Origin of the sequence: Spirillospora sp. CA-142024 (assembly GCF_050942325.1) — a bacterium.
Lineage (GTDB): Bacteria > Actinomycetota > Actinomycetes > Streptosporangiales > Streptosporangiaceae > Spirillospora.
Genome location: NZ_CP192077.1, coordinates 3726026 through 3745833, shown reverse-complemented (window position 1 = coordinate 3745833; position 19808 = coordinate 3726026). Strand labels below are relative to the sequence as shown.

13 protein-coding genes, 1 tRNA gene and 1 riboswitch are annotated in these 19808 nt (G+C 71.1%); of the genes, 3 read left to right on the top strand and 11 right to left on the bottom strand.

Annotation, left to right across the window (positions count from 1 at the left end):
• Positions 1–26: 26 nt before the first annotated feature.
• Complete coding sequence (locus tag ACQPZP_RS18115) at positions 27–1691, top strand: glycerol-3-phosphate dehydrogenase/oxidase (RefSeq protein ID WP_433478781.1); 1665 nt, start codon at positions 27–29, stop codon at positions 1689–1691.
• Here the strand turns inward: ACQPZP_RS18115 and ACQPZP_RS18110 are convergent.
• The 10 genes from ACQPZP_RS18110 to ACQPZP_RS18065 all read right to left on the bottom strand — a co-directional run bounded on the left by ACQPZP_RS18110 (position 1688) and on the right by ACQPZP_RS18065 (position 14913).
• A complete protein-coding gene (locus tag ACQPZP_RS18110; RefSeq protein WP_433478780.1) occupies positions 1688–2491 on the bottom strand; it encodes an FAS1-like dehydratase domain-containing protein in 804 nt (267 codons plus the stop codon). The genes ACQPZP_RS18115 and ACQPZP_RS18110 overlap by 4 nt on opposite strands.
• Positions 2492–2556: 65 nt before the next feature.
• Positions 2557–3711: an acetyl-CoA C-acetyltransferase gene (locus ACQPZP_RS18105; protein WP_433478779.1), complete on the bottom strand. Its 1155-nt coding sequence runs from the start codon at positions 3709–3711 to the stop codon at positions 2557–2559.
• A 26-nt stretch (positions 3712–3737) separates the two neighbouring features.
• Positions 3738–4355, bottom strand: coding sequence for a TetR family transcriptional regulator (locus tag ACQPZP_RS18100; RefSeq protein ID WP_433478778.1), 618 nt, complete (start codon positions 4353–4355; stop codon positions 3738–3740).
• 11 nt (positions 4356–4366) lie between these two features.
• On the bottom strand, positions 4367–5146 hold the full coding sequence (locus ACQPZP_RS18095; RefSeq protein ID WP_433478777.1) for an SDR family oxidoreductase: 780 nt from the start codon (positions 5144–5146) through the stop codon (positions 4367–4369).
• A complete protein-coding gene (locus ACQPZP_RS18090; RefSeq protein WP_433478776.1) occupies positions 5143–6342 on the bottom strand; it encodes an acyl-CoA dehydrogenase family protein in 1200 nt (399 codons plus the stop codon). The genes ACQPZP_RS18095 and ACQPZP_RS18090 overlap by 4 nt, the downstream gene beginning before the upstream one ends.
• Positions 6343–6366: 24 nt before the next feature.
• On the bottom strand, positions 6367–7629 hold the full coding sequence (locus ACQPZP_RS18085) for a glycosyltransferase (protein WP_433478775.1): 1263 nt from the start codon (positions 7627–7629) through the stop codon (positions 6367–6369).
• On the bottom strand, positions 7613–10501 hold the full coding sequence (locus ACQPZP_RS18080; RefSeq protein WP_433478774.1) for a bifunctional glycosyltransferase/CDP-glycerol:glycerophosphate glycerophosphotransferase: 2889 nt from the start codon (positions 10499–10501) through the stop codon (positions 7613–7615). Before ACQPZP_RS18080 ends, ACQPZP_RS18085 begins: the two co-directional genes overlap by 17 nt.
• 192 nt (positions 10502–10693) lie before the next feature.
• Positions 10694–11452, bottom strand: coding sequence for a CHAP domain-containing protein (locus tag ACQPZP_RS18075; protein ID WP_433478773.1), 759 nt, complete (start codon positions 11450–11452; stop codon positions 10694–10696).
• Between the two features lie 11 nt (positions 11453–11463).
• A riboswitch (cyclic di-AMP (ydaO/yuaA leader) is annotated at positions 11464–11619 on the bottom strand.
• 494 nt (positions 11620–12113) lie between these two features.
• A complete protein-coding gene (locus ACQPZP_RS18070) occupies positions 12114–13997 on the bottom strand; it encodes a PP2C family protein-serine/threonine phosphatase (RefSeq protein ID WP_433478772.1) in 1884 nt (627 codons plus the stop codon).
• A 181-nt stretch (positions 13998–14178) separates the two neighbouring features.
• Positions 14179–14913: a hypothetical protein gene (locus ACQPZP_RS18065; protein WP_433478771.1), complete on the bottom strand. Its 735-nt coding sequence runs from the start codon at positions 14911–14913 to the stop codon at positions 14179–14181.
• Positions 14914–15172: 259 nt separating this feature from the next.
• Here ACQPZP_RS18065 and ACQPZP_RS18060 point away from each other — a divergent pair.
• Positions 15173–15246, top strand: a tRNA-Pro gene (locus ACQPZP_RS18060).
• Between the two features lie 1001 nt (positions 15247–16247).
• Complete coding sequence (locus tag ACQPZP_RS18055) at positions 16248–16544, top strand: GYD domain-containing protein (protein ID WP_433478770.1); 297 nt, start codon at positions 16248–16250, stop codon at positions 16542–16544.
• A gap of 443 nt (positions 16545–16987) precedes the next feature.
• Here ACQPZP_RS18055 and ACQPZP_RS18050 read toward each other — a convergent pair whose 3' ends face one another.
• A complete protein-coding gene (locus ACQPZP_RS18050; RefSeq protein WP_433478769.1) occupies positions 16988–19804 on the bottom strand; it encodes a glycosyl hydrolase 2 galactose-binding domain-containing protein in 2817 nt (938 codons plus the stop codon).
• Positions 19805–19808 lie beyond the last annotated feature (4 nt).

Sequence of the window (19808 nt, the reverse complement as noted above, 5' to 3'; positions counted from 1 at the left end):
ATCTGATCTCTTTTCGGGAGCAAGCAGTGACATCCGTAGCCCTCGGCCCTGAGTACCGCGAGGACACCCTGCGCGACCTCGCCGAGACCGAGTTCGACGTGCTGGTCGTCGGCGGCGGGATCGTCGGCGCCGGCGCGGCCCTCGACGCGATCTCGCGGGGCCTGTCCGTCGCCCTCGTGGAAGCGCGGGACTGGGCGGCCGGCACGTCCAGCCGGTCCAGCAAGCTGATCCACGGCGGGCTGCGCTACCTCGAACAGCGCGATTTCGGGCTGGTGCGGGAGGCGCTGCGGGAGCGCGGCCTGCTGCTGCACCGGCTCGCGCCGCACCTGGTGCGTCCCGTCCAGTTCCTCTACCCGCTGCGCGGCCGGGTCTGGGAACGGGCGTACGTCAGCGCGGGGGTCACCCTGTACGACACGATGGGCGGCGCCCGCTCGCTCCCCCGGCACCGCCAGCTCACCCGGCGCGGCGCCCTGCGCGAGGCCCCGGCCCTGCGGTCGGACGCGCTGATCGGCGCCGTCCAGTACTACGACGCGCAGGTGGACGACGCCCGCTACACGATGATGGTCGCCCGGACCGCCGCGCAGTACGGCGCCAAGGTGGCGACCCGCACCGAGGTCACAGGCTTCCTCCGCGAGGGTGAGCGGGTCACCGGCGCCTGCGTCCTGGACCTGGAGGGCAACCGGGAGATCGCCGTGCGGGCCCGCAGCGTGGTATGCGCCACCGGGGTGTGGACGGACGGCGCGCAGGCGATGACCGGGTCCCGGGCCGCGTTCGGCGTGCAGGCGTCCAAGGGCGTGCACCTGGTCGTGCCGCGCGACCGGATCCCGATGGACACCGGGCTGATCACGCGGACGTCCAAGAGCGTCCTGTTCATCATCCCGTGGGGGCGGCACTGGCTCGTCGGCACCACCGACACGCCGCACGCGGACGGCCCTGACGAACCGGTCGCCGACCACACCGACATCGGTTACCTCCTCGAACAGGCGAACGCCGTGCTGCGAACGCCGCTCACGCACGACGACATCGAGGGCGTCTACGCGGGGCTCCGGCCGCTGCTGTCCGGAGAGATGGACGACACCACGCGGCTGTCGCGCGAGCACGCCGTCGCCGAGCCCGTGCCGGGCCTGGTCGTCGTCACCGGCGGGAAGTTCACCACGTACCGGGTGATGGCGCGGGACGCGGTGGACGTCGTCGCCGAGGGCCTGGACGACTCCGTCCCGGCGTCGGTGACCGGCCGGCTGCCGATCCTCGGCGCGACCGGGTTCGAGGTGCTGTGGAACGAGCGGCGCCGGCTCGCCGTCGAGTCCGGCCTCCATGTCGCGCGGGTCGAGCACCTGCTGCACCGGTACGGGTCGTGCGCCCGCGAGGTGCTGGACCTGGTCGCGGACAGCTCGGCGCTGGGCGCCCCCATCCCGGGTGCCGAGGACTACCTGTGCGCCGAGGCCGTCTACGCGGTGACTCACGAGGGCGCGCTGCACCTGGAGGACATCCTCGCGCGGCGGCTGCGCATCTCGATCGAGGAGTGGGACGGCGGCGTGGCCGCGGCGTCCCGCGTCGCCGAACTCGTCGCGCCCATGCTGGGCTGGGGCGACGAGGAGATCAACGACGAGATCAAGCGGTACGTGCTGCAGATCGCGGCGGAACGCCAGGGCGGACCGGCCGTCGAAGAGGCACCGGTCACCGCCGCCTAGGCGAACGCGGCGGTCATCGCGGTGACACCTGGGGCCTCGATGGACAGGGCTCCGTCCGGCGAGCCGGCCGCCACGAACGGCTGACGCGCGTAGACGGGCCTGCGGGCGCGGAACGACACCTCGTTCACCTTCAGGCCCGCCCGGCGCGGCAGCTCCAGGCACAGGATGGCGAGCAGCGGCCCGTGGACGACGAGGCCGCCGTGCCCTTCGACCTCGGTCGCGTACGGCTCGTCGTAGTGGATGCGGTGGGCGTTGTAGGTGAGCGCGCTGAACCGGAACAGCATCACCGGATCGGCGGTCACCGTCAGCGTCCACGGCGCGTCCACCTCGGGCGTCTCGAACGAGACCTCGGCAGGGCGGGACGCCTCGCCGCCGCTGCGGTAGACGAGGTCCTCCTCCTCGACCGCGGCCTCCGTACCGTCCCGCGAGAACGTGTGCCGGACGGTCACGAACAGCATCTCGCCGCTCCGCCCCTGCTTCACCGCAGTTGAGACGAGTTCCGTCTTGCGCGTGACGGTGTCCCCGACACGCAGCGGCTCGTGCACCCGAAATCGCCCCCCGGCGAACATGCGCCGCCGCTCCGGGACCGGCGGCAGAAACCGCCCTTCCCGCGGATGGCCGTCCGGCCCCAGTTCCCGCTGGGCGGGCCGTTCCAGGAAGTGGAGCCACTGCCAAAGCGGCGGCAGCTCCTCTCCCGACGGCCCGGCGTCGAGCAGTCCGGCCAGCGCCGCCGACGGCGCCGCGTCGATGACCTCGGTCGTCTCCTGCGGCTCCGGAGCCCACCCCGCGATATCGATCACGACCCCATGGTCCCAGGCGTCACCCGAGGGCGCTGACCCCGGCCGCCCGGCGACGGTGTCCACGATCAGAGGCGCTCGATGATGGTGACGTTGGCTTGGCCGCCCCCTTCGCACATGGTCTGGAGGCCGTAGCGTCCGCCGGTGCGGTCCAGCTCGTGGAGGAGGGTGGTCATGAGGCGGGCGCCGGTCGCGCCGAGGGGGTGGCCGAGGGCGATGGCGCCGCCGTTGGGGTTGGTCGTCGCCGGGTCGGCGCCGGTCTCCTTCAGCCAGGCGAGGACGACGGACGCGAACGCCTCGTTGATCTCGACGGCGTCGATGTCGCCGATCGTCATCCCGGTCTTCTTCAGCGCGTACGCCGTGGCGGGGATCGGCGCGGACAGCATCCGGATCGGGTCCTCGCCGCGCGCGGAGATGTGGTGGACGCGGGCGCGCGGGGTGAGGCCGTGGTCCCTGACGGCCTGCTCGGAGGCGATGAGCAGCGCGGCGGCCCCGTCGGAGATCTGGGACGAGACCGCGGCGGTGAGGCGCCCTCCTTCCACGAGGGTCTTCAGGCCGGCCATCTTCTCCAGGGAGGTGTCTCGGCGCGGCCCCTCGTCGGTGCCGACGCCCTCATAAGGGACGATCTCGCGTTCGAAGCGTCCCTCGTCGATGGCGCGGATGGCGCGCTGGTGCGACCCGTAGGCGAACGCCTCCATGTCCTCGCGGGACAGGTCCCAGTCGCGGGCGATCATCTCGGCGCCGTGGAACTGCGACACCTCGGCGTCTCCGTAGCGGCGCGTCCAGCCCTTGGAGCCGGCGAACGGGCCCTCGGTGAACCCGAGAGGCGCGGCGGCGGTCATCGCGGAGCCGATCGGGATCTGCGACATGTTCTGCACTCCGCCCGCCACGACCAGGTCGGACGTCCCGGACAGGACGGCCTGCGCGGCGAAGTGGACGGCCTGCTGCGAGGAGCCGCACTGCCGGTCGACGGTGACGCCCGGAACCTCCTCGGGCAGCCCGGCGGCGAGCCAGCAGGTGCGGGCGATGTCGCCGGCCTGCGGGCCGAGGGTGTCGACGCACCCGAACACGACGTCCTCGACGGCGGCGGGGTCGATGGCCGTGCGGTCCATGAGGGCGGTCAGCACGTGCGCGCCGAGGTCGGCGGGGTGCGCTCCGGCGAGACCGCCGTTGCGCCGCCCGACGGGGGCGCGGACCGCGTCGACGATGTAAGCCTCGGCCATCGGGATGTCTCCTTCGTACAGGGGGCCTAGCTCGCCTGGATGCCTTCGAGGAACATGGCGAGATACTGCTTGGCGATGTCGTCGGCGGACAGCCGCCCGCCGTGCTGGTACCAGTTGGCCGCGACCCAGACGGTGTCGCGGATGAAGCGGTAGATGAGGGTCCGGTCGAGGTCGGCGCGGAACGCGCCCTCCTTGGCGCCCCGGTCCAGCAGGGATAGCCACATCTCCTCGAACCGGCGCTGCGAGTCGAGCAGGTAGTGGAACCGCTCGCTCGTCGCGAGGTGCTTGGACTCGTTCTGGTAGAGCACGACGGCGGGGCGGTGCCTGTCGATCGACCGGAACGACTCGATGACGACGGCCTCCAGGGTCTCGCGCGCGCTGAGCCCGGCGTCCAGGACGCGGTCGTAGGCGGCCCACATGTCGTCCAGGAAGGTCGACAGGATCTCGTCGGCCATCGACTCCTTGGAGTCGAAGTGGTAGTAGAGGCTGCCGCCGAGGATGCCGGCGGCGTCGGCCACCTTCCGGACGGTGGTGGCGGAGTAGCCCTGGGAGGCGAACACCTCGGCGGCCGTGGCGAGCAGCTCGGCCCGCCGTCCCGCGCGGGCGGCGGCGGTGCCCTCGGCGTCGCGCCGTCGTGGACTCATCGTTGTGGTTCCTATGCGTGCTGAGAGGAGACGGAGACGACCTCGCCCGTCATGTACGACGAGTAGTCGCTGGCCAGGAAGACGATAACGTTGGCCACCTCCCACGGCTCGGCGTAGCGGCCGAACGCCTCGCGGCGGGTCAGCTCGTCCAGCAGCTCCTCGGACGTCACCTTGACCAGGTGGGGGTGCATCGCGAGGGACGGCGAGACGGCGTTGATCCGGACGCCGAGGTCCGCGGCCTCCAGCGCGGCGCAGCGGGTGAGCGCCATGACGCCGGCCTTCGCGGCGGCGTAGTGCGACTGGCCCTTCTGCGCCCGCCAGCCGATCACCGACGCGTTGTTGACGATGACGCCGGAGCCCTGGTCCCGCATGACGCGCAGCGCCGCGCGGGTGCAGCGCATGGTGCCGTTGAGCGTGATGTCGAGGACGCGTCCCCACTGCTCGTCGGTCATGTCGACGAGGTCGGCCGTCCCGCCGAGGCCGGCGTTGTTGACCGCGACGTCGATCCGCCCGAAGCGCTCGACGGCCAGGTCGTACAGGGCCTGGACCTGCTCCTCGGACGTCACGTCGCAGGGCAGCGCGGCGACCCGGTCGGCACCGAACTCCTTCTCCAGCTCCCGCGCGGACGCGGTCAGCCGCCGCTCGTGCGTGTCGGAGACCAGGACGCGGGCGCCCTCCTCCAGGCAGCGGCGGGCGGTGGCGCCGCCGATCCCGGCCCCGGCCGCCGCGGTGATCACGATGGCGCGGTCCTTGAGGAGGCCGTGCCCGGGGACGTACGGGGGCGGGGTCATGCGCGGGCCTCCCTGCTCGCGGTCCGTTCACGGGGCAGGCCGAGGACGCGCTCGGCGATGATGTTGCGCTGGATCTCGTTCGACCCGGCGTAGATCGTGTCGGAGCGGGAGAACAGGAACAGCCGCTGCCAGTCGTTCAGGTCGTAGGGTTCACCGTCGGCGACGAGGCCGGCCGCCCCGAGGACGTCCATGGCGAGCTCGCCGAGTTCCCGGTGCCAGGTGCCCCAGACGAGCTTGGAGATGGACGACTCAGGCCCGGGCGCGCCGGACGCGACTCCCGCCATGGTGCGCACCGCGTTCAGCCGCATGATCTCCAGGCCCACGTACGACCTGGTCAGCCGGTCGCGCAGCAGCGGATCATCGATGGCGCCGGTGCGCCGGGCCAGCGCGGCGACGCCCTCGAACTCGCGCCGGAAGCCGACCTGCTGGCCGAGCGTCGCGACGCCGCGCTCGAACCCGAGCGTCGCCATCGCGATCTTCCAGCCCTCGCCCGGCGCCCCGACGATGTTCCCCGCGTCGGTGCGGGCGCCGTCGAAGAAGACCTCGTTGAACTCCGAGGTACCGGTGAGCTGGACGATCGGCCGGATGTCGACGCCGTCCTGCTTCATGGGGACGAGCAGGTAGGACAGCCCAGCGTGCCGGGACGATCCGGGCTCGGTGCGGCAGACGGCGAAGCACCAGTCCGCTTCGAGGGCCAGGGACGTCCAGACCTTCTGGCCGTTGACCAGCCAGTGGCCGCCGTCGAGCTCGGCGCGGGTCTGGACGCCGGCGAGGTCCGAGCCGGCGTCCGGCTCGGAGTACCCCTGGCACCACAGCTCCTCCACCGCCGCGATCGGCGGCAGGAAGCGGGCGCGCTGCTCGTCGGTGCCGAACGCGATGATCGTGGGGCCGAGCAGGTTCTCGCCTATGTGGTTGACCCGGGCGGGCCCGCCGGCGAGCGCGTACTCCTCGTGGAAGATCACCTGCTGCTCGACGGTGGCGCCGCGTCCGCCGTACTCCTCGGGCCAGCCGACGCAGGTCCAGCCGGCGGCGGCCATGTGCCGTTCCCAGGCGAGCCGCTCCTCGAAGGCCTCGTGCTCGCGGCCGGGGCCGCCGAGCCCGCGGGCGTGCGCGAACGCGCCCGACAGGTTGCTCTGGAGCCAGTCGCGGACCTCGGCCCGGAAGGCCCGGTCCGGCGGGGACTCGTTCTGGTTCACGCCGCGAACTCTACCAAACAGTTGTTAGAAAGAATCACCCCCGAGGGCGGGTTCCGCCTCCGGCACCGCCGCCGGCCCCTGCACGCGCGCGGTGGCCCGGACCGGCGCGGGAACCGGACCGGTGGCCGGCAGGTCGCGGTGGAGCAGGTCGAACAGCCGGTCCCAGCGGGCGAGGACGGCGTCCGGACGGAACCGCAGCACCGACGCGCGGGCCTCTTTCCCGAGCGAGCGGCGCAGGTCGGGGTCCGCGATGAGCCGGTCCAGCGCGGCGGCGAACGCGGCGGTGTCCCCGGGCACGGCCAGCAGGCCCTCCCGCCCGTCCTCGATCAGCTCCCGGACGCCCGGCGCGCAGTCGAACGCGACCGTGGGCAGCCCGTAAGCCATGGCCTCCAGCACCGACATCGGGAAGCCCTCGGCCCGCGACGGCAGCGCGAAGACCGACGCCTCGACCAGCGCCTCCTCCACATCGGCCACCGTGCCCCGGAACTCGACGGAGCCGGACAGCCCGGCGGCGGACGCCCGGGCCCGCAGGCTCTCCTCGTCCGGGCCGTTGCCGTAGACGTGCAGGCGCCAGCCCGGATGACGCGCGGCGACCCGCTCCCATGCCTCCAGCATCAGGTCCACGCCCTTCTCGTACGACAGGCGGCCGACGCAGGCGACGACCGGGAGGTCGAGCGTGGGATGCATCTTGGGCATGACGTGCAGCGCATTCGGGATGTGGTCCACGTTGGTCATGCCGTCCCTGGCCCAGGCGTCGGCGTCCTCGGCGGTGAGCACCAGCATCCGGTCGGCGCCCGCGTAGTGCTCCTTGACCCGCCGGTACCGCGACGACGCCCGGGTTGCCTGGTACGACTCGTGGCTCATCCCCACGACGCGCAGCCTGGACGTGTCGGCGAGCCGCACCCACTCCATCGCCCACACCTGCGCCACGATCACGACCGACCCCGGCCTGGCCGCGGTGAACAGCTGCGACAGCCGTGCCGCGCCGCGCCGCTGGGCGGCCGTCCGCCACAGGTCGCGTCCGCGCGCCGCCACGTTCAGCCGTTCCCGCGGCCTCCGCGGACGCCACGCGAGGACGGGCGGCCGCCACTCCCCGTACAGCACCTCGACGGCGTAGGAACCGTCCCGGTCATGGTGGTACGGCTCAAGCCCGCGGGTGATGCCGACGAGGGTGACGCGGTCGCCGCGCCCGGCCAGCAGCCGCGCCATGTGGTGCGCCCAGCGCTGCAGGCCGCCCATGTCGTCGGCGTTGTTGCACACGATGAAGACGTCACGCGGTGCGGCCATGGCGTTTCCCCCTCTTGCTCGGCGGCGTGGCCGGGAAGTAGCGGTCCACCACCGTCCTGGCGGCGGTGCCGCGATCGTGCTCGCCGAAGCGCGCGGTGAACGCGCGGCGCGGCCCGGCGTACACGGCCTCCGCCGCGTCCAGGCCCGCGAGCGCGGCGACGAGCTCGTCCTCGGTGCGGGTGATCGGCCCGGGCGCGTGGCGCTCCAGGTCGAAGTAGCCGGCGGCGAGGTCCCGGCCGTCCGGGAGGTGCAGGACGATCGGCCGGTCGAGCAGGGCGAAGTCGAACATGATCGAGGAGTGGTCGGTGACGAGCGCGTCCGCGAGCAGCAGCAGAAGGGTGACGTCGGGGACCGCTCCGACGTCCCGCATGACCGCGCGTGCGCCGGGCGGGACGTTGGCCCGGCACAGGTAGTGCGGCCGGACGAGCAGCACGTACTCCTCGCCCAGCTCCCGCGCGAAGACCGCCGGGTCGACGGGCGGGTCCAGCAGCCGCACGGGCCGTCCCCTCGGCCCCGTGGCGAACGTCGGCGCGTACAGGACGGCGCGGCGCCCGTCGTCCAGGCCCAGCGAGCCGCGAAGGGCGGCGATCTCGGCGGCCAGCTCCGGATCGCCGTCCACGCCGTTGACCAGGGGGTCGTTGCGGGGATAGCCGGCGGGCAGCAGCTCGGAGCGGACGCCGAGCCCCTTGCAGAGCGTCTCGGTGTCGTGCCCGGAGCGCACCAGGAAGCAGTCGTAGCGCTCCACCATCCGCCGCAGCCGCGCCCGGCCGGCGGCGGGGCCGGACTTGAGGCGCGGCTGGTCCAGGCCCATCGGCTTGAACGCCGACCCGTGCCAGGTCTGGATATAGGTGGTATCGGGGCGTTTGCGCAGCCCGTCAGGGAAGCCCTGGTTGTCGATCCAGAACTGGGCCCGCGCCAGCGCCAGGTAGTACGCCCACGATCCGCGCTTGACGAGCCTGGCGTCGTCCGGGAACCCCTTGGGGGACGACGCGTACGACCACACCGCCGTCACCGGCCGACCGGATCTGCGCAACTCCCGGTAGATGTACTTCGGGTTGTCGGAGTAATGCCGGCCGAGGTGGCTCTCGAAGACCGCCAGCCCGCCCCGGACGGGCAGCCGGCTCAGCACCCGGTTGAACACGGCGATCTTGGTCTTCCGGCCGGTCAGCGTGCGGCGGACGGTCTTGTCCAGCCCCCCGGCCCGCCGCCGGAGCGCCCGGACCGCCCGGGACCGGGCGGCGCGGCGCGCGACCGCGCCGGTGAGCCGCGCCCACGGGCTGCCCGTCTCCAGCACGAACGCCAGGTGTCCGCCCCCGGTGACGTACGAGCGGAGCCGGTCGGCGGCGAACCGGGTCAGCCGCGGCCGGACGGGCAGCACGACCCCGCCGAGCGGGGGCGATCCGCGGCCCTCCCCGAGGCGGGTGACCATCTCCTCGCCGTTCACCCGCAGACGCAGCCGCACGTCCCAGACCGGGTCGATGAACCCGATCGGCCGGATCCGCCGTCCCGGGTCGAACTCGGCCCGCCAGGTGAGCCGGTCGCCCTCGTGCCGGACGGCCGCCCGGACCCGCCCCTTGGGTGCACGCCGGCGCCGGTCGCCGAACTCGAGCGTTCCTGTCAGCTCGGCGTCGGGAGGTATCCGGCCGAGCGGGTTCAGCACGTACCCGGCCATACGGAGACGGCCTCCGCTCAGCTCCAGCCGTGTCACCGTGTTCGCCGGTCGCAGTTCCTTGAGGGGACGCACATGGAAGCCGAACCCCGTGACGTCCAAGATGCGGCGGCCGAGCGTGCCGCGCGGGCGGCCGGCGCCCCAGTAGACCCGTCCGTCCCGCTCCACGAGCCGGGCGCGCAGCTCGGGCCGCTTGCCCGGGCCGTACTCGGCGGCGGCGAGCGCCCCGGCGTGGTCGCCCTCGCGGACCAGGTACGCGGCGATCGCGGGCAGCGGGTTGGCCTGCTCGAACACCCTGGGGTCCAGTTCGGCCAGGTATGCGGCGGCCAGGTCGAGGAAGCGGGCCCGGTAGCCCGGGTCGCGGTCGCGCATCTCGCGCAGGTAGAGCAGCAGGTCGTGGTTGACGAACTTGACGTCCTTGGCCCGCTGCAGGTCGTAGGCGCCGCGCAGGGCGAACATCATGTCGATGCGCCGGTGGATCTCCAGCCGGTCGGCGAAGTTGGCCAGCTCGGCCCGCCGGTTGGAGATCGACGGCGCGGGCGTCCGCTCCTTGACGAGCCAGTTGTAGACGCGGTGCGGGATCAGCGCGGTCCGGTCCGCCGCCAGGTACGCCTCTGCGGTGAACAGCAGGTCCTCGTAGTGGAGCCGCTCAACGAACCGGAGCCCGTGCTCCTCCAGGAAGCCGCGCCGATACGCCTTGTTGGTCGAGAGGGTGTCGTAGAGCAGATCGGGTTTCTCGCTCAGCGAGTCGTAGACGGCGCTGTGCCGGTAAAGCCACGGATACCAGGGGCGCACCCGCCCCTGGGCGCCCCTGGGCAGGTCCAGGAAGATCCGATCGCAGAGCCCGGAGACGAGATCGGCACCGGTGTCCTCGGCGGCGGCGAACAGGTTGAGGCAGGCGTGCCGGTCCAGCAGGTCGTCGCTGTCGAGGAACATCACGTACCGGCCGGCCGAGACCTCGATCCCGGTGTTGCGGGGGCGGCCGCAGCCGCCGGAGTTGACCGGAAGGTGGACGGCCCGGACCCGTCCCGGGTGGGCCGCGGCCAGCCGGTCGGCGATCTCGCCCGTGCCGTCGGTGCTGGCGTCGTCCACGACGATCGTCTCGACGCCGCCCAGCGACTGCGCCAGCGTCGAGGCGATCGCCCGGGGGAGCCTCCGCGCGTCGTTGTAGGCGATCACCACCACACTGACATCCGGGCGCACCTGGGCATCCCCTTTCGCAGACCGCCGCGTGCCAGTGATTCCTTTCCAGGAACGACCGGCTGAGGTCCAAGGGGGATCAAAAGCTGTCAATGCTTGGCATTACCCGCCTTCACGGAAGCACTGGGCACATCCCCCTGGAACGCCTGAAGGCGCCCGGCCGGGGGGCCGGGCGCCTTCGGGGGCGTGCATGGGTCAGCGCGCGTAGTCGGGGTAGCCGTACCCCACGACCTGGGACTTCTCGCGCACCTTATTGTGGACGGCGTTGCCGGTGTTGCCCTCGACGGTGCGGATGGTGCCGTCGCCGTTGTCCTTCACGACGATGCCGACGTGGTCGATGTCACCGATGCTGCCGTCGGAGCCGTCCTGCCAGTCGTAGAACACGACCGCGCCGGGCTTGGCGGTGTGCCCCCAGCGGCCGTGGTCCTTGAACCAGGTGGCGTGCTGGACGGTGTAGGCGTCCCAGCCCATGTTCTTGACGCCGGTCTGCGCGCCGAGCCACGACACGAACATGTTGCACCACTGGGCGCCGTTGTAGTCGCGGACGGGGAAGCCGCCGTCGCGCTTCGCGGTGGCCTTGGCGTGCGGGGTCGAGATGTACCACTTGTGGTACTTCGTGTCGCCGCTCTTGTTCTCGCGGACGCCGACCTGCTTCTCCGCCAGCTTGATCACTTCGGCGGGCTTGACCGCGTGCGGGGGCACCTTCCAGCCCTCACGGCGAGCCTCGGTCGCCGCGGAGACGGTCTTGGTCTTCGCGGACTGGTGCGAGACACCGCTCTTCTGGACGACCGCGGCCGCCTGGGCGGGGGTCTCCGCGGCGGCCGAGCCGCCGGTGAGGGGGTTGAACATTGCGAGCCCGACCGCCCCGGCCAGGACCGCGCCGGCGGCGACGCCGACGGCCTTGTCCTCGTGCGAGAAGCGGTTGAGCGAAAGTCGATTGAAACGACCGGTCATGCAGGGAATCTCCTTGTCTTCCATGACGCCTACCGGGTTAGCTGACGGATTCGGGCATGGAAGCAGCCCTACGGCGCGGCTCTCGGGCGCGCCGATTCACCCCTGGAACCTGGGTCCCCGGCTCCGTCCGGTCGTGTCGACCGGGACGGACTCGGCCTCGCACCGCGGGGGCGGTGCTCATGTTCGGATGTATCTCAGTGACTGATCTTGATGAGGGTGCGCGCATCGTCTGGCGCGCATCGCGTGCGGATTCCGCTCCGCGATCCTCGGCCGCCCTTGGAACGACCGGCGGCAACGCATGGGACGCGCTGCGCGGCAACGCGTGGAACGCGCTGCGTGATTCGGATAGAAGGTACCAACCTTCTCAAGAAAAGCAAACCAGGCATAAAACAGTGTTGTGCCTGCTCAAAGCCCTTCCAAGGAACCACCAACACCGGACGGGCACCGCATCTTCCCGATCTTTCTCGAAGTGCGCCTCAGCCCTTTGCCGGCGGGCCTTACCGGCCTTCCGGGAAAAGGTAAAGAACGTAAAGTCGGCGCCAGACGGGCGTGCGCGGGGCGGTGCCCGCCGGGCACCCGCGCCCCACGGAGTGAGTCCTAAGTCACACGGTGCGATCTTCGCAGGTCAAGGATGCCCTTCGTCACCGAGGGCGCCCGGCCGTCACTCCACGTAGAGAGCGAAGAGGGTGGTGTCGTCCGCCGCCCGGTCGTGCTCCATCCGCGCCAGCACCTCGTCCAGCACCAGCTCGGGGCGCGGCGCGCAGTCCCGCAGGATCCCGGTGAGGCGGACGATCCGCTCGTCCAGGTCAGCGTCCCTGCGCTCCACCAGGCCGTCGGTGTACAGGAAGAGCATGTCGCCCGGGTGCAGGGTCGTGGTGATCGTCGTGTACTCCCAGCCCGGCATGGCGCCGAGCATGGGGTCGCGGACGACCTCCAGCAGCGTCGCCCGCCCGTCCCGGACCAGGATCGGCGGCGGATGACCCGCGCACGTCCACTCCAGGACGTGCCGCGACGGGTCGTAGTGGGCGACCACGGCGGTCCCGGTGGCGGGCGGGTCCATGTTGCCGACCAGCTCGTTCAGCCAGCCCACCAGCCGCCCCGCCGGCTCCCCTGTGCAGGCGAGGCCGAGCAGGCCGTTGCGGGTCCGCGCCATCGCGGCCGCCGCGGGCAGCCCGTGCCCGGCCGCGTCCCCGATGGCGAACATCGCCCGGCCGTCCCGCAGCGTTCGGGTGGCGAACCAGTCGCCGCCGATGCGGGCCGTGCTCTCCGCCGCCAGGCTGCGCAGCGCGGTGACCAGGCCCGGCAGCCGCTCAACCTCGTCCTCGTCCGGCAGGATCGCGCGCCGCAGGGTGACCGCCACGCGCCGCTCCTGCGCCGTCCGCGCCTGCTGCCGCAGCATCTGCCGCCGGGTCTCGGCCAGCGCCCGCTCCACCCCGCGCCGCCGGGTGATGTCCTGCGAGACGATGTTGATCGAGATCGGCAGCCCGGACTCGCCGAGCACCGGCTCGGCGAAGACCCACAGATGCCGCGGCGTCCCGTCCTTGCCGATCACGCGGTGCTCGGCCTCCACCGGTTCGCGGCGCGAGAACATCGTCTGGACGGCTTCCTCGACCAGCGGAAGGTCGTCGTCCGCCACCACCTTCGGCAGATCGTGCGGCATCGGCGGCACCTCGTCCGGGGCCAGGCCGTAGTTGGCCAGCATCTGCGGCGTCCAGTCGGCCTCCCCGGTGGCGAGGTCCCACTCGCCGAACCCGATCAGTGCGAGCCGCTCGACCCGCTCCAGCCGCCTGGTGACCCGGTCCTCGGCGAAGTGGTACCGCCAGCTCACGCAGACGCCGGTCGGCACCGGGACGCAGCGCACGCTCATCCGGGACGAGCGGGACAGGCCTCGCTGGGCGGTCGAGTACAGGAACGAGGAACGTTCCAAATGCGTCCCGGACTCCAGCACCTCGACGTACTCGTCGAACAGGCCGCTGAGCGCCGCCCCCGGATCCGTCCGCAGCAGCCGCAGCCCGGTGAGCTCCTCCCGGCCGCGCCCGAACATGTCCTTGGCGACGCCGTTGAGGTCGGCGTAGAGGAAGTCCGCCACATTGCCGTCCGGCCCTCGGACCGGCACCAGGTGCGCAGCGGAGTCGAGCGTCCCGTCCAGGACCGCCTTCGCGACCGAATCGGCGGGCAGCCCCTCAAGGAGCTCCGCGTCACCCGCGGTGTCCTCGGCCGTCACCCGGCGCAGAACGTCCTCGGCATCGGACAGGACGGCCTGGGGCTCCTCCGCGCCGTCCTCCGCACGCGGCGCCCGGCGGCCCGCCACCACGGCCCCCATCGGGCCGCCGCCCCCGTCCTTGACCAGCAGGGCAGCCGCCTCGGCCAGCTCAATGTCCATGTCGCGCGCGAGCCAGATCAGGTGCTGCAGGGCCTCCCCGGGCGGGACGCCGAGCCGCCGGGCCAGCATGACCCGCGCCTCGGCCAGCACCGCGCGGTCGTGCGCGGCGCCCCGCAAGTCCTGAAGGTCCGCACCGGGCTGGGCGCCCTCCGCTTCCGACAACCCTGTCCCCCGTTCGGCGTCACTGCCCTGGGAGAAAAAGCTACATACGTCAGCGAAGGACTATTCGCCCATATCCTGGTAAACAGTCCAGAACTTTGCCCGGGTTTTCCCTTCGCGTCCGAACTCGACGGGTTCTAGTGACCGTCCCAGTAGGCAACCCTGCCCCGCCCTGTGACGCCCGTCACGATGCCCGGCAGACCTGCCTCGTCAACGTCGTGATCCGCGCCGCCGCCGCCCCGAACGACGTCCCCGCCGGATGCAGGGTGAGCACCGCCACGATCTTGTCCCCCACGATGCCCGTCGTGTGCAGCACGGGCCGTCCGATCCCCAGATCAGGCCGCCACGCCACACCCCGCGCCCCGCCACCGCGGCACGGCTCCGCCGGAACCTCCCCGAACCCCGACCACCCCTGCTTGACGGCCCACGGCCGCTTCACCGCCCGCGGGATCCCGAACGTCTGGTCGAACCCGTCCGTCCCGCACGGCGTCGACTTCCGCAACTGCTCCAGCACGAACTCCCGCTGCGCCTTCGGCGCCTCGTCCAGCAGATACCGGTACGTCTTCACGACGTCCCGCGCACTGAGCGCCGTATACCCCCAGAACCCCGGCTTCTCCGCAGGCGGCGGCGCCGTCTCCGAAAGCCCCACCTTCCGGACCATCCGCTCGATGATCGCCTTCTGCCCGCCCCGGCGCCAGAACTCCGTGGCCGCCTTGTCGTCACTCGACCGCAGCATCGGCACGAGCAACACCCGATCCGCCGCCGACACCGCATGCCGATCCAGATAGTCCAGCGCGATGAGGATCTTCACCACCGACGCCGACCGGAACGTCTGCCGCGGCCGCCGCTCCACCACCACCCGCCCGGCCTTCCGGTCGAACACCACATACGAGGCCAGCACCCCGGCCGGCACCCGCACGACCGGCCTCTTCGACGGCGTCGCCGACGGGGACCTCGAAACCTCCGGAACCGAGCCCCGCGGCTCAGGACTCCCGCCCACCGACCGAGCCCCTCCGCCATCGCCGCAACCGCACGCCAGCCCCAGGCACACGACACCGGCCAGGACCGCCCGCAAACCCACCATCCGGCCTGCCTATCAGAGATCCCCGGGCCCCGTATCTCAGTACGCAGGACCCCGCGGACTGCGCTACAGTAATCAAGCCCGCTCCAACGGGCACCGGGACGTAGCGCAGTTTGGCAGCGCACTTGACTGGGGGTCAAGGGGTCGTGGGTTCAAATCCCGCCGTCCCGACAGAGTTTGTGCAGGTCAGAGGGTAGAGCGACGTTGCCTTGCGGCTCTCCCGACGGCGTTCGGGAGCCACAGGGGGAGCCACGCCCGCAGAGTCGGGGCCAGAACGCGGCTTTCGTTCCGGTGGATAGATCACGTTAGCCGGAAATGCCGCGCCAAGCACATGACCCTTGGTCAAGAGGTCGTGGTTGAGGTTCCCCGTGACCGGAGAAGACCGGCCCAGGGATCTTTCCTTCATAGGGAGACCGGCCTCTTGTTCTTTGTTGGCCAGTCGTCAGCGAACCGGGCCGTCCCGCCGGGCACTCAACGGTCCCCATGGACGAGAACCCCTCCCCCAGCGATCGACACCCCACAGGGTTCGCACGGCCGGCCCCATCCCGCCTGCCGCCACGAGAGTGGAGCTTGCTGAGCAGCGCTCTCGAAGTCCACAGGATGGATGGCGCGCGCGGAGAGGCTGAAGTTCGCCGCGGCGAATCGGTGGAGACCTGGACCCGATCTTGATGGGTTCGCAGGTGAAGTCCCGATGAACGGCACGAGGCCGTGGTGGGTGGCGTACGGCCACCTCATTCTGTGTGGTCGGCGTCACAAGGCGCCCGTCGGAGAATCGAGGTGGGAAGGATGCGTGATGTCCCGGAGCGGACGGACGTGGGGCGCCGCGCCGTCCGCCCACGCAGGATCCTCGGTTGGCAAACACCCACCGGGCGCTTCGCTAAGCTCGTCGCAACAGTCGAATGACCACGTGTTGCAGCAAATCCCCGCCTTCGCCGTCATCGGCGTGCTCAGCACCCTCGCCCAGCTCGTCACAGTTCGCCGCCGATGCGCTACAGCGCTCGGGTGAGCGCGGCGAACAGCTCACCCTCGTCGGCGCACGCGTCCTGGACCCGTCTGCTCGTCCCGACGACGACCCGACCCGCTGATCTGCGCAAACGCAGCCCGCTCTTGGGGTCGCGGTGAAAGGCGCCTCCCTAGGCTGGCAGAAGCCGCAGCGCATAACGGAGGTTCCGATGACAACCGGTGTCGCGTTTCTGAAGTGGACAGAGCAGGGCGTAAAGAACTACCGGGACACGCTCGACCGCTACGAGCAGGCCACGAAGACGGCAGGCGAGCACGGCGTGCAGTTCAAGGACATCTACTGGACTCCGGGCGGTCCCTACGACATCGTCTGCGTCATGGAAGCCGGCGAGGAGAAGGAACTCGCGTCGTTCATCCTGTCCTTGGAGTCGATGGGCAACCTTCGCTGCACCTGGTGCGACGCATACGGCCCCGACCAGATGCGAGAGATCATCCGGGCCAACCGCTGACCGACCGGCTCTCCCAGCTCATCCAGAACGCCCTGATCGAGGTCGGCGACCCGCGGGCGTGCGCCGACCGGCTGGTCGGCTCGGCGCTTGAGCATGGCGGCCCGGACAACGTCACCAATGGACGTAGTCGACCGAGCTTGACCGAGTGAATGCAGGCCTCGGCGCGGCGCGTACCGGGGCCTGCTGCGTTGTGGGGGTGGAGACACCATCCGCGGGAGACCGCCTCACCTGGACGTCAACTCTTGGCGACGATCGATGCGTTAGTCCAGGACCGTGGCGGACGCGTTTTTCGACCCGGCCGACGCGGTGCTGTGCGCCGACCGGCCGGTGACCTCGCTCGCCCCCGTGCAGGACGGCCTGCGCGCCGTCCTGCACGGCGGCCGACCTCCTCCGGAGCCGCAACGGCCGGATGGGGGCGGGCCCCATCCGGCCTTCGTGCCGGGTCAGCCGGTGTGGCGGGTCTGGTCGGGGACGTTGAAGCCATTGAGGCGGACATCGGGCTTGGCGGACGTGGCGGAGTAGCGGGCGGTGATGGTCTGCTGCTCGCCGGGCCAGAGCGTGACGTCGTTGTCGCTCCAGCGGATCGGCAGCACCTGCTTGCCGCCGACGAACAGGTCGGCCCGGGTGAACAGGGCCGGGGTGCCGCCGTGGCCGACGTTGCGGACGGTCACGCTCGTCACCATCTCGCGGCCCTCGCGGCGGGTGGTGGCCTGGACCTTGATGTCGGCGGGCTTGAGGGCGCGCAGGCCGGTCAGGTCGGCGTAGCCGTCCTTCTGGAAGACCGCGAACCCGTTGGACGGGGTGTACTGGCCGGGCGCGTGCGTCTTCGGCCAGTCGACCTGGTCGGCCTTCGTCGACAGCCAGTACACGTTGCGGCTGACGACCTCGGTGCCGCGGGTGAGGGTGAGCTTCTCGAAGTAGGTCCTGGAGATCCCGGACGGGACCTTCGGGTGCAGGGCGGTCCGGACGTCCTGGCTGCCCAGCGCCCCGACGGGCGCGGTGGCGGTGGCGCGGACCCTGCCGTCGAGGTCGATGATCTGTGCGGTGGCGCGCAGGCCGTCCTGGCGGGCGCCGGTCAGGTTGGCGACCTTGATGGAGCCGTCGTCGTAGGAGTACATGACGTGCACGGGCTCGTTGGCCTTCTTCGCGCCGAAGTAGACGCCCGGCTGGTCGAAGTCGGAGCCGTACATGCTCCACTGCAGCGACGGCCACGCCTTGTTCAGCATCCAGTAGATGATCCCGGTGCTGGGGTTCGCCTTGTCGGTGGAGTTGCCGATGTACGACTCGAACTGCGCGCGCGTCGCCTCGTACTCACCGAGCTGGACGGTCTTGTGGTACGAGCCGGCACCCTTCCAGGGGCCGTACCGGTGCCACAGCGGGGTGTTGTAGACGCCCATCCGGGACAGGCGCGTGTAATCGGCGTAGAAGAACGTGTGGTACATGTCCTGGCCTGCGGTCTGGCCCTGGGCGGTCGCAGGGTCCCAGATCTTCTTCTGCTCGTCCGGGGTTAGGAAGCGGTTCAGTGAGTCCTGCGTCGGGATGGTGTTGCCGGTGCTGACCTCGGTATCGAACCCCCAGGCGCTACCGGTCATGCTGAGCGTCGGGTCGTTGGTGTTGACCGTCTCCCGCCTGTTGTTCCAGAGGGCGTTGGGCGGGAAATAGTTGTAGCCGCCCTCCTTGGTGCCGGCCGGCCCCAGCTTGGGCGACGACTTGTACTCCGCGGCGGCGACCTGCGGGAGCCGGAAGTCGGCCTGCTCGAACGCCTTCAAGAAGAGGGCCTCCTTCTCCGCGTCGGGCGCGTCGTCGCTGCCCTGGAAGAAGGTGAAGACGCTCGGGTGGTCGCGGAGCCGCTCCGCCATCGTGCCCGCCTGGTTGGCCGCGTTGGCCTTGACCTCGTCCGACCAGGTCGACGACTTGCTCTCCCAGAGCGCGCAGCACTGCCAGCCCGGCATGGCGAGTACGCCCGCCCGGTCGAGCTGGGCGAACATGTCGTCGGGCGGGAAATTGCCCTCGAACCGGACCGCGTTCAGGCCCATGTTCCGGATGTAGGAGATCTGGTCGGAGACATTGGACGGGGAGTAGCGCAGGAAGAGGTCCGGCGACCATCCGGCGCCGCGGATGACCAGCGGCTTGCCGTTGACGATGAACTGCCGGTAGCCGTCCTTGCCGTGGGTCTTGCCGGGGACGGGCTTGGTGAGCCGCGACGTCACCGTCCGGATGCCGAAGTCCTCGGCGGCGGCGCTGGACACGGTCCCGCCCACCGACGCGTCCAGCGCGAGGTGATACATCGGCTGGTCGCCCATCTGGTAGGGCCACCACACGTCGGGGTGCGACAGGTGCAAGCCGGGGCAGTCCGCCTTGGTGATCGCAACGGTGTGTGTCGCGCGCGCGGGCACCGTGACCGTGGCCTTGCAGGCGACGCGGGTGGAACCGTGCGTCACCGTGCCGGACACGACCGCCCGCTGCGTCGACCCGGTGTTGTTGCGCACGTCGGCCTTCACGGTCAGGTCGGCGGCGGACAGGTCGACGGCGTCGTCCTGCAGGACGTGCGCGTTCTGCACGGAGACCGGTCCGTCCTGGACGATCTGCGGCGCGTACTGCAGCCCGGTGTTCTGGTCGGGCGCCATCGGGTTCCAGTCGACCTGGTTCTGGGTGAGGTACCGCATGGGCGTGTCGAACTTGGTGATGTCGGCGTCGTTGCGGGAGACATCGAGCGCGATGGCGTTCGCCCCGTCCCGGACGTAGGGCGTGATGTCGTATTCCAACCGGGCGTACGAGCCCTGGAGTTGCGCACCCCCGGCGATCTTCTTCCCGTTGATCCAGAGGTCGGCCTTTCCGGAGACGCCGTTCATCACCAGTGACGTGCGGCCGCCTTTCCGAGGGTGGACGGTGAACTGCTCGCGGTACCACCAGTTCACGTCGAACTGCTTGGCCGGCACCTTCGCCATGTTGTCGTTGTGGAAGATGTCCGGGTACCGGCCGTTCTCCAGCAGGCCCGCCATCAGCGTCTCGGGCCGGGACAGCGGCAGCCAGCCCTTCGTTGAATAGTCCGGCTTGGAGATCTCGGCGCCGGTGTCGCGGGTGTCGGCGGAGGACCGGATCGCCCAGCCGGAGGTGAGTTCCGTGGTCCCGGAGGACCGGATCCTCTGCACGGCGGGCCGGTGCCCGGAGAATGCGTGGGCCGGCACCGCGGGGGCCAACGTCCCGCCGAGGGCGAGCACGGCGCACAGCGCCGTGGTTCGAGTCCTGGACCCGCTCATGTGT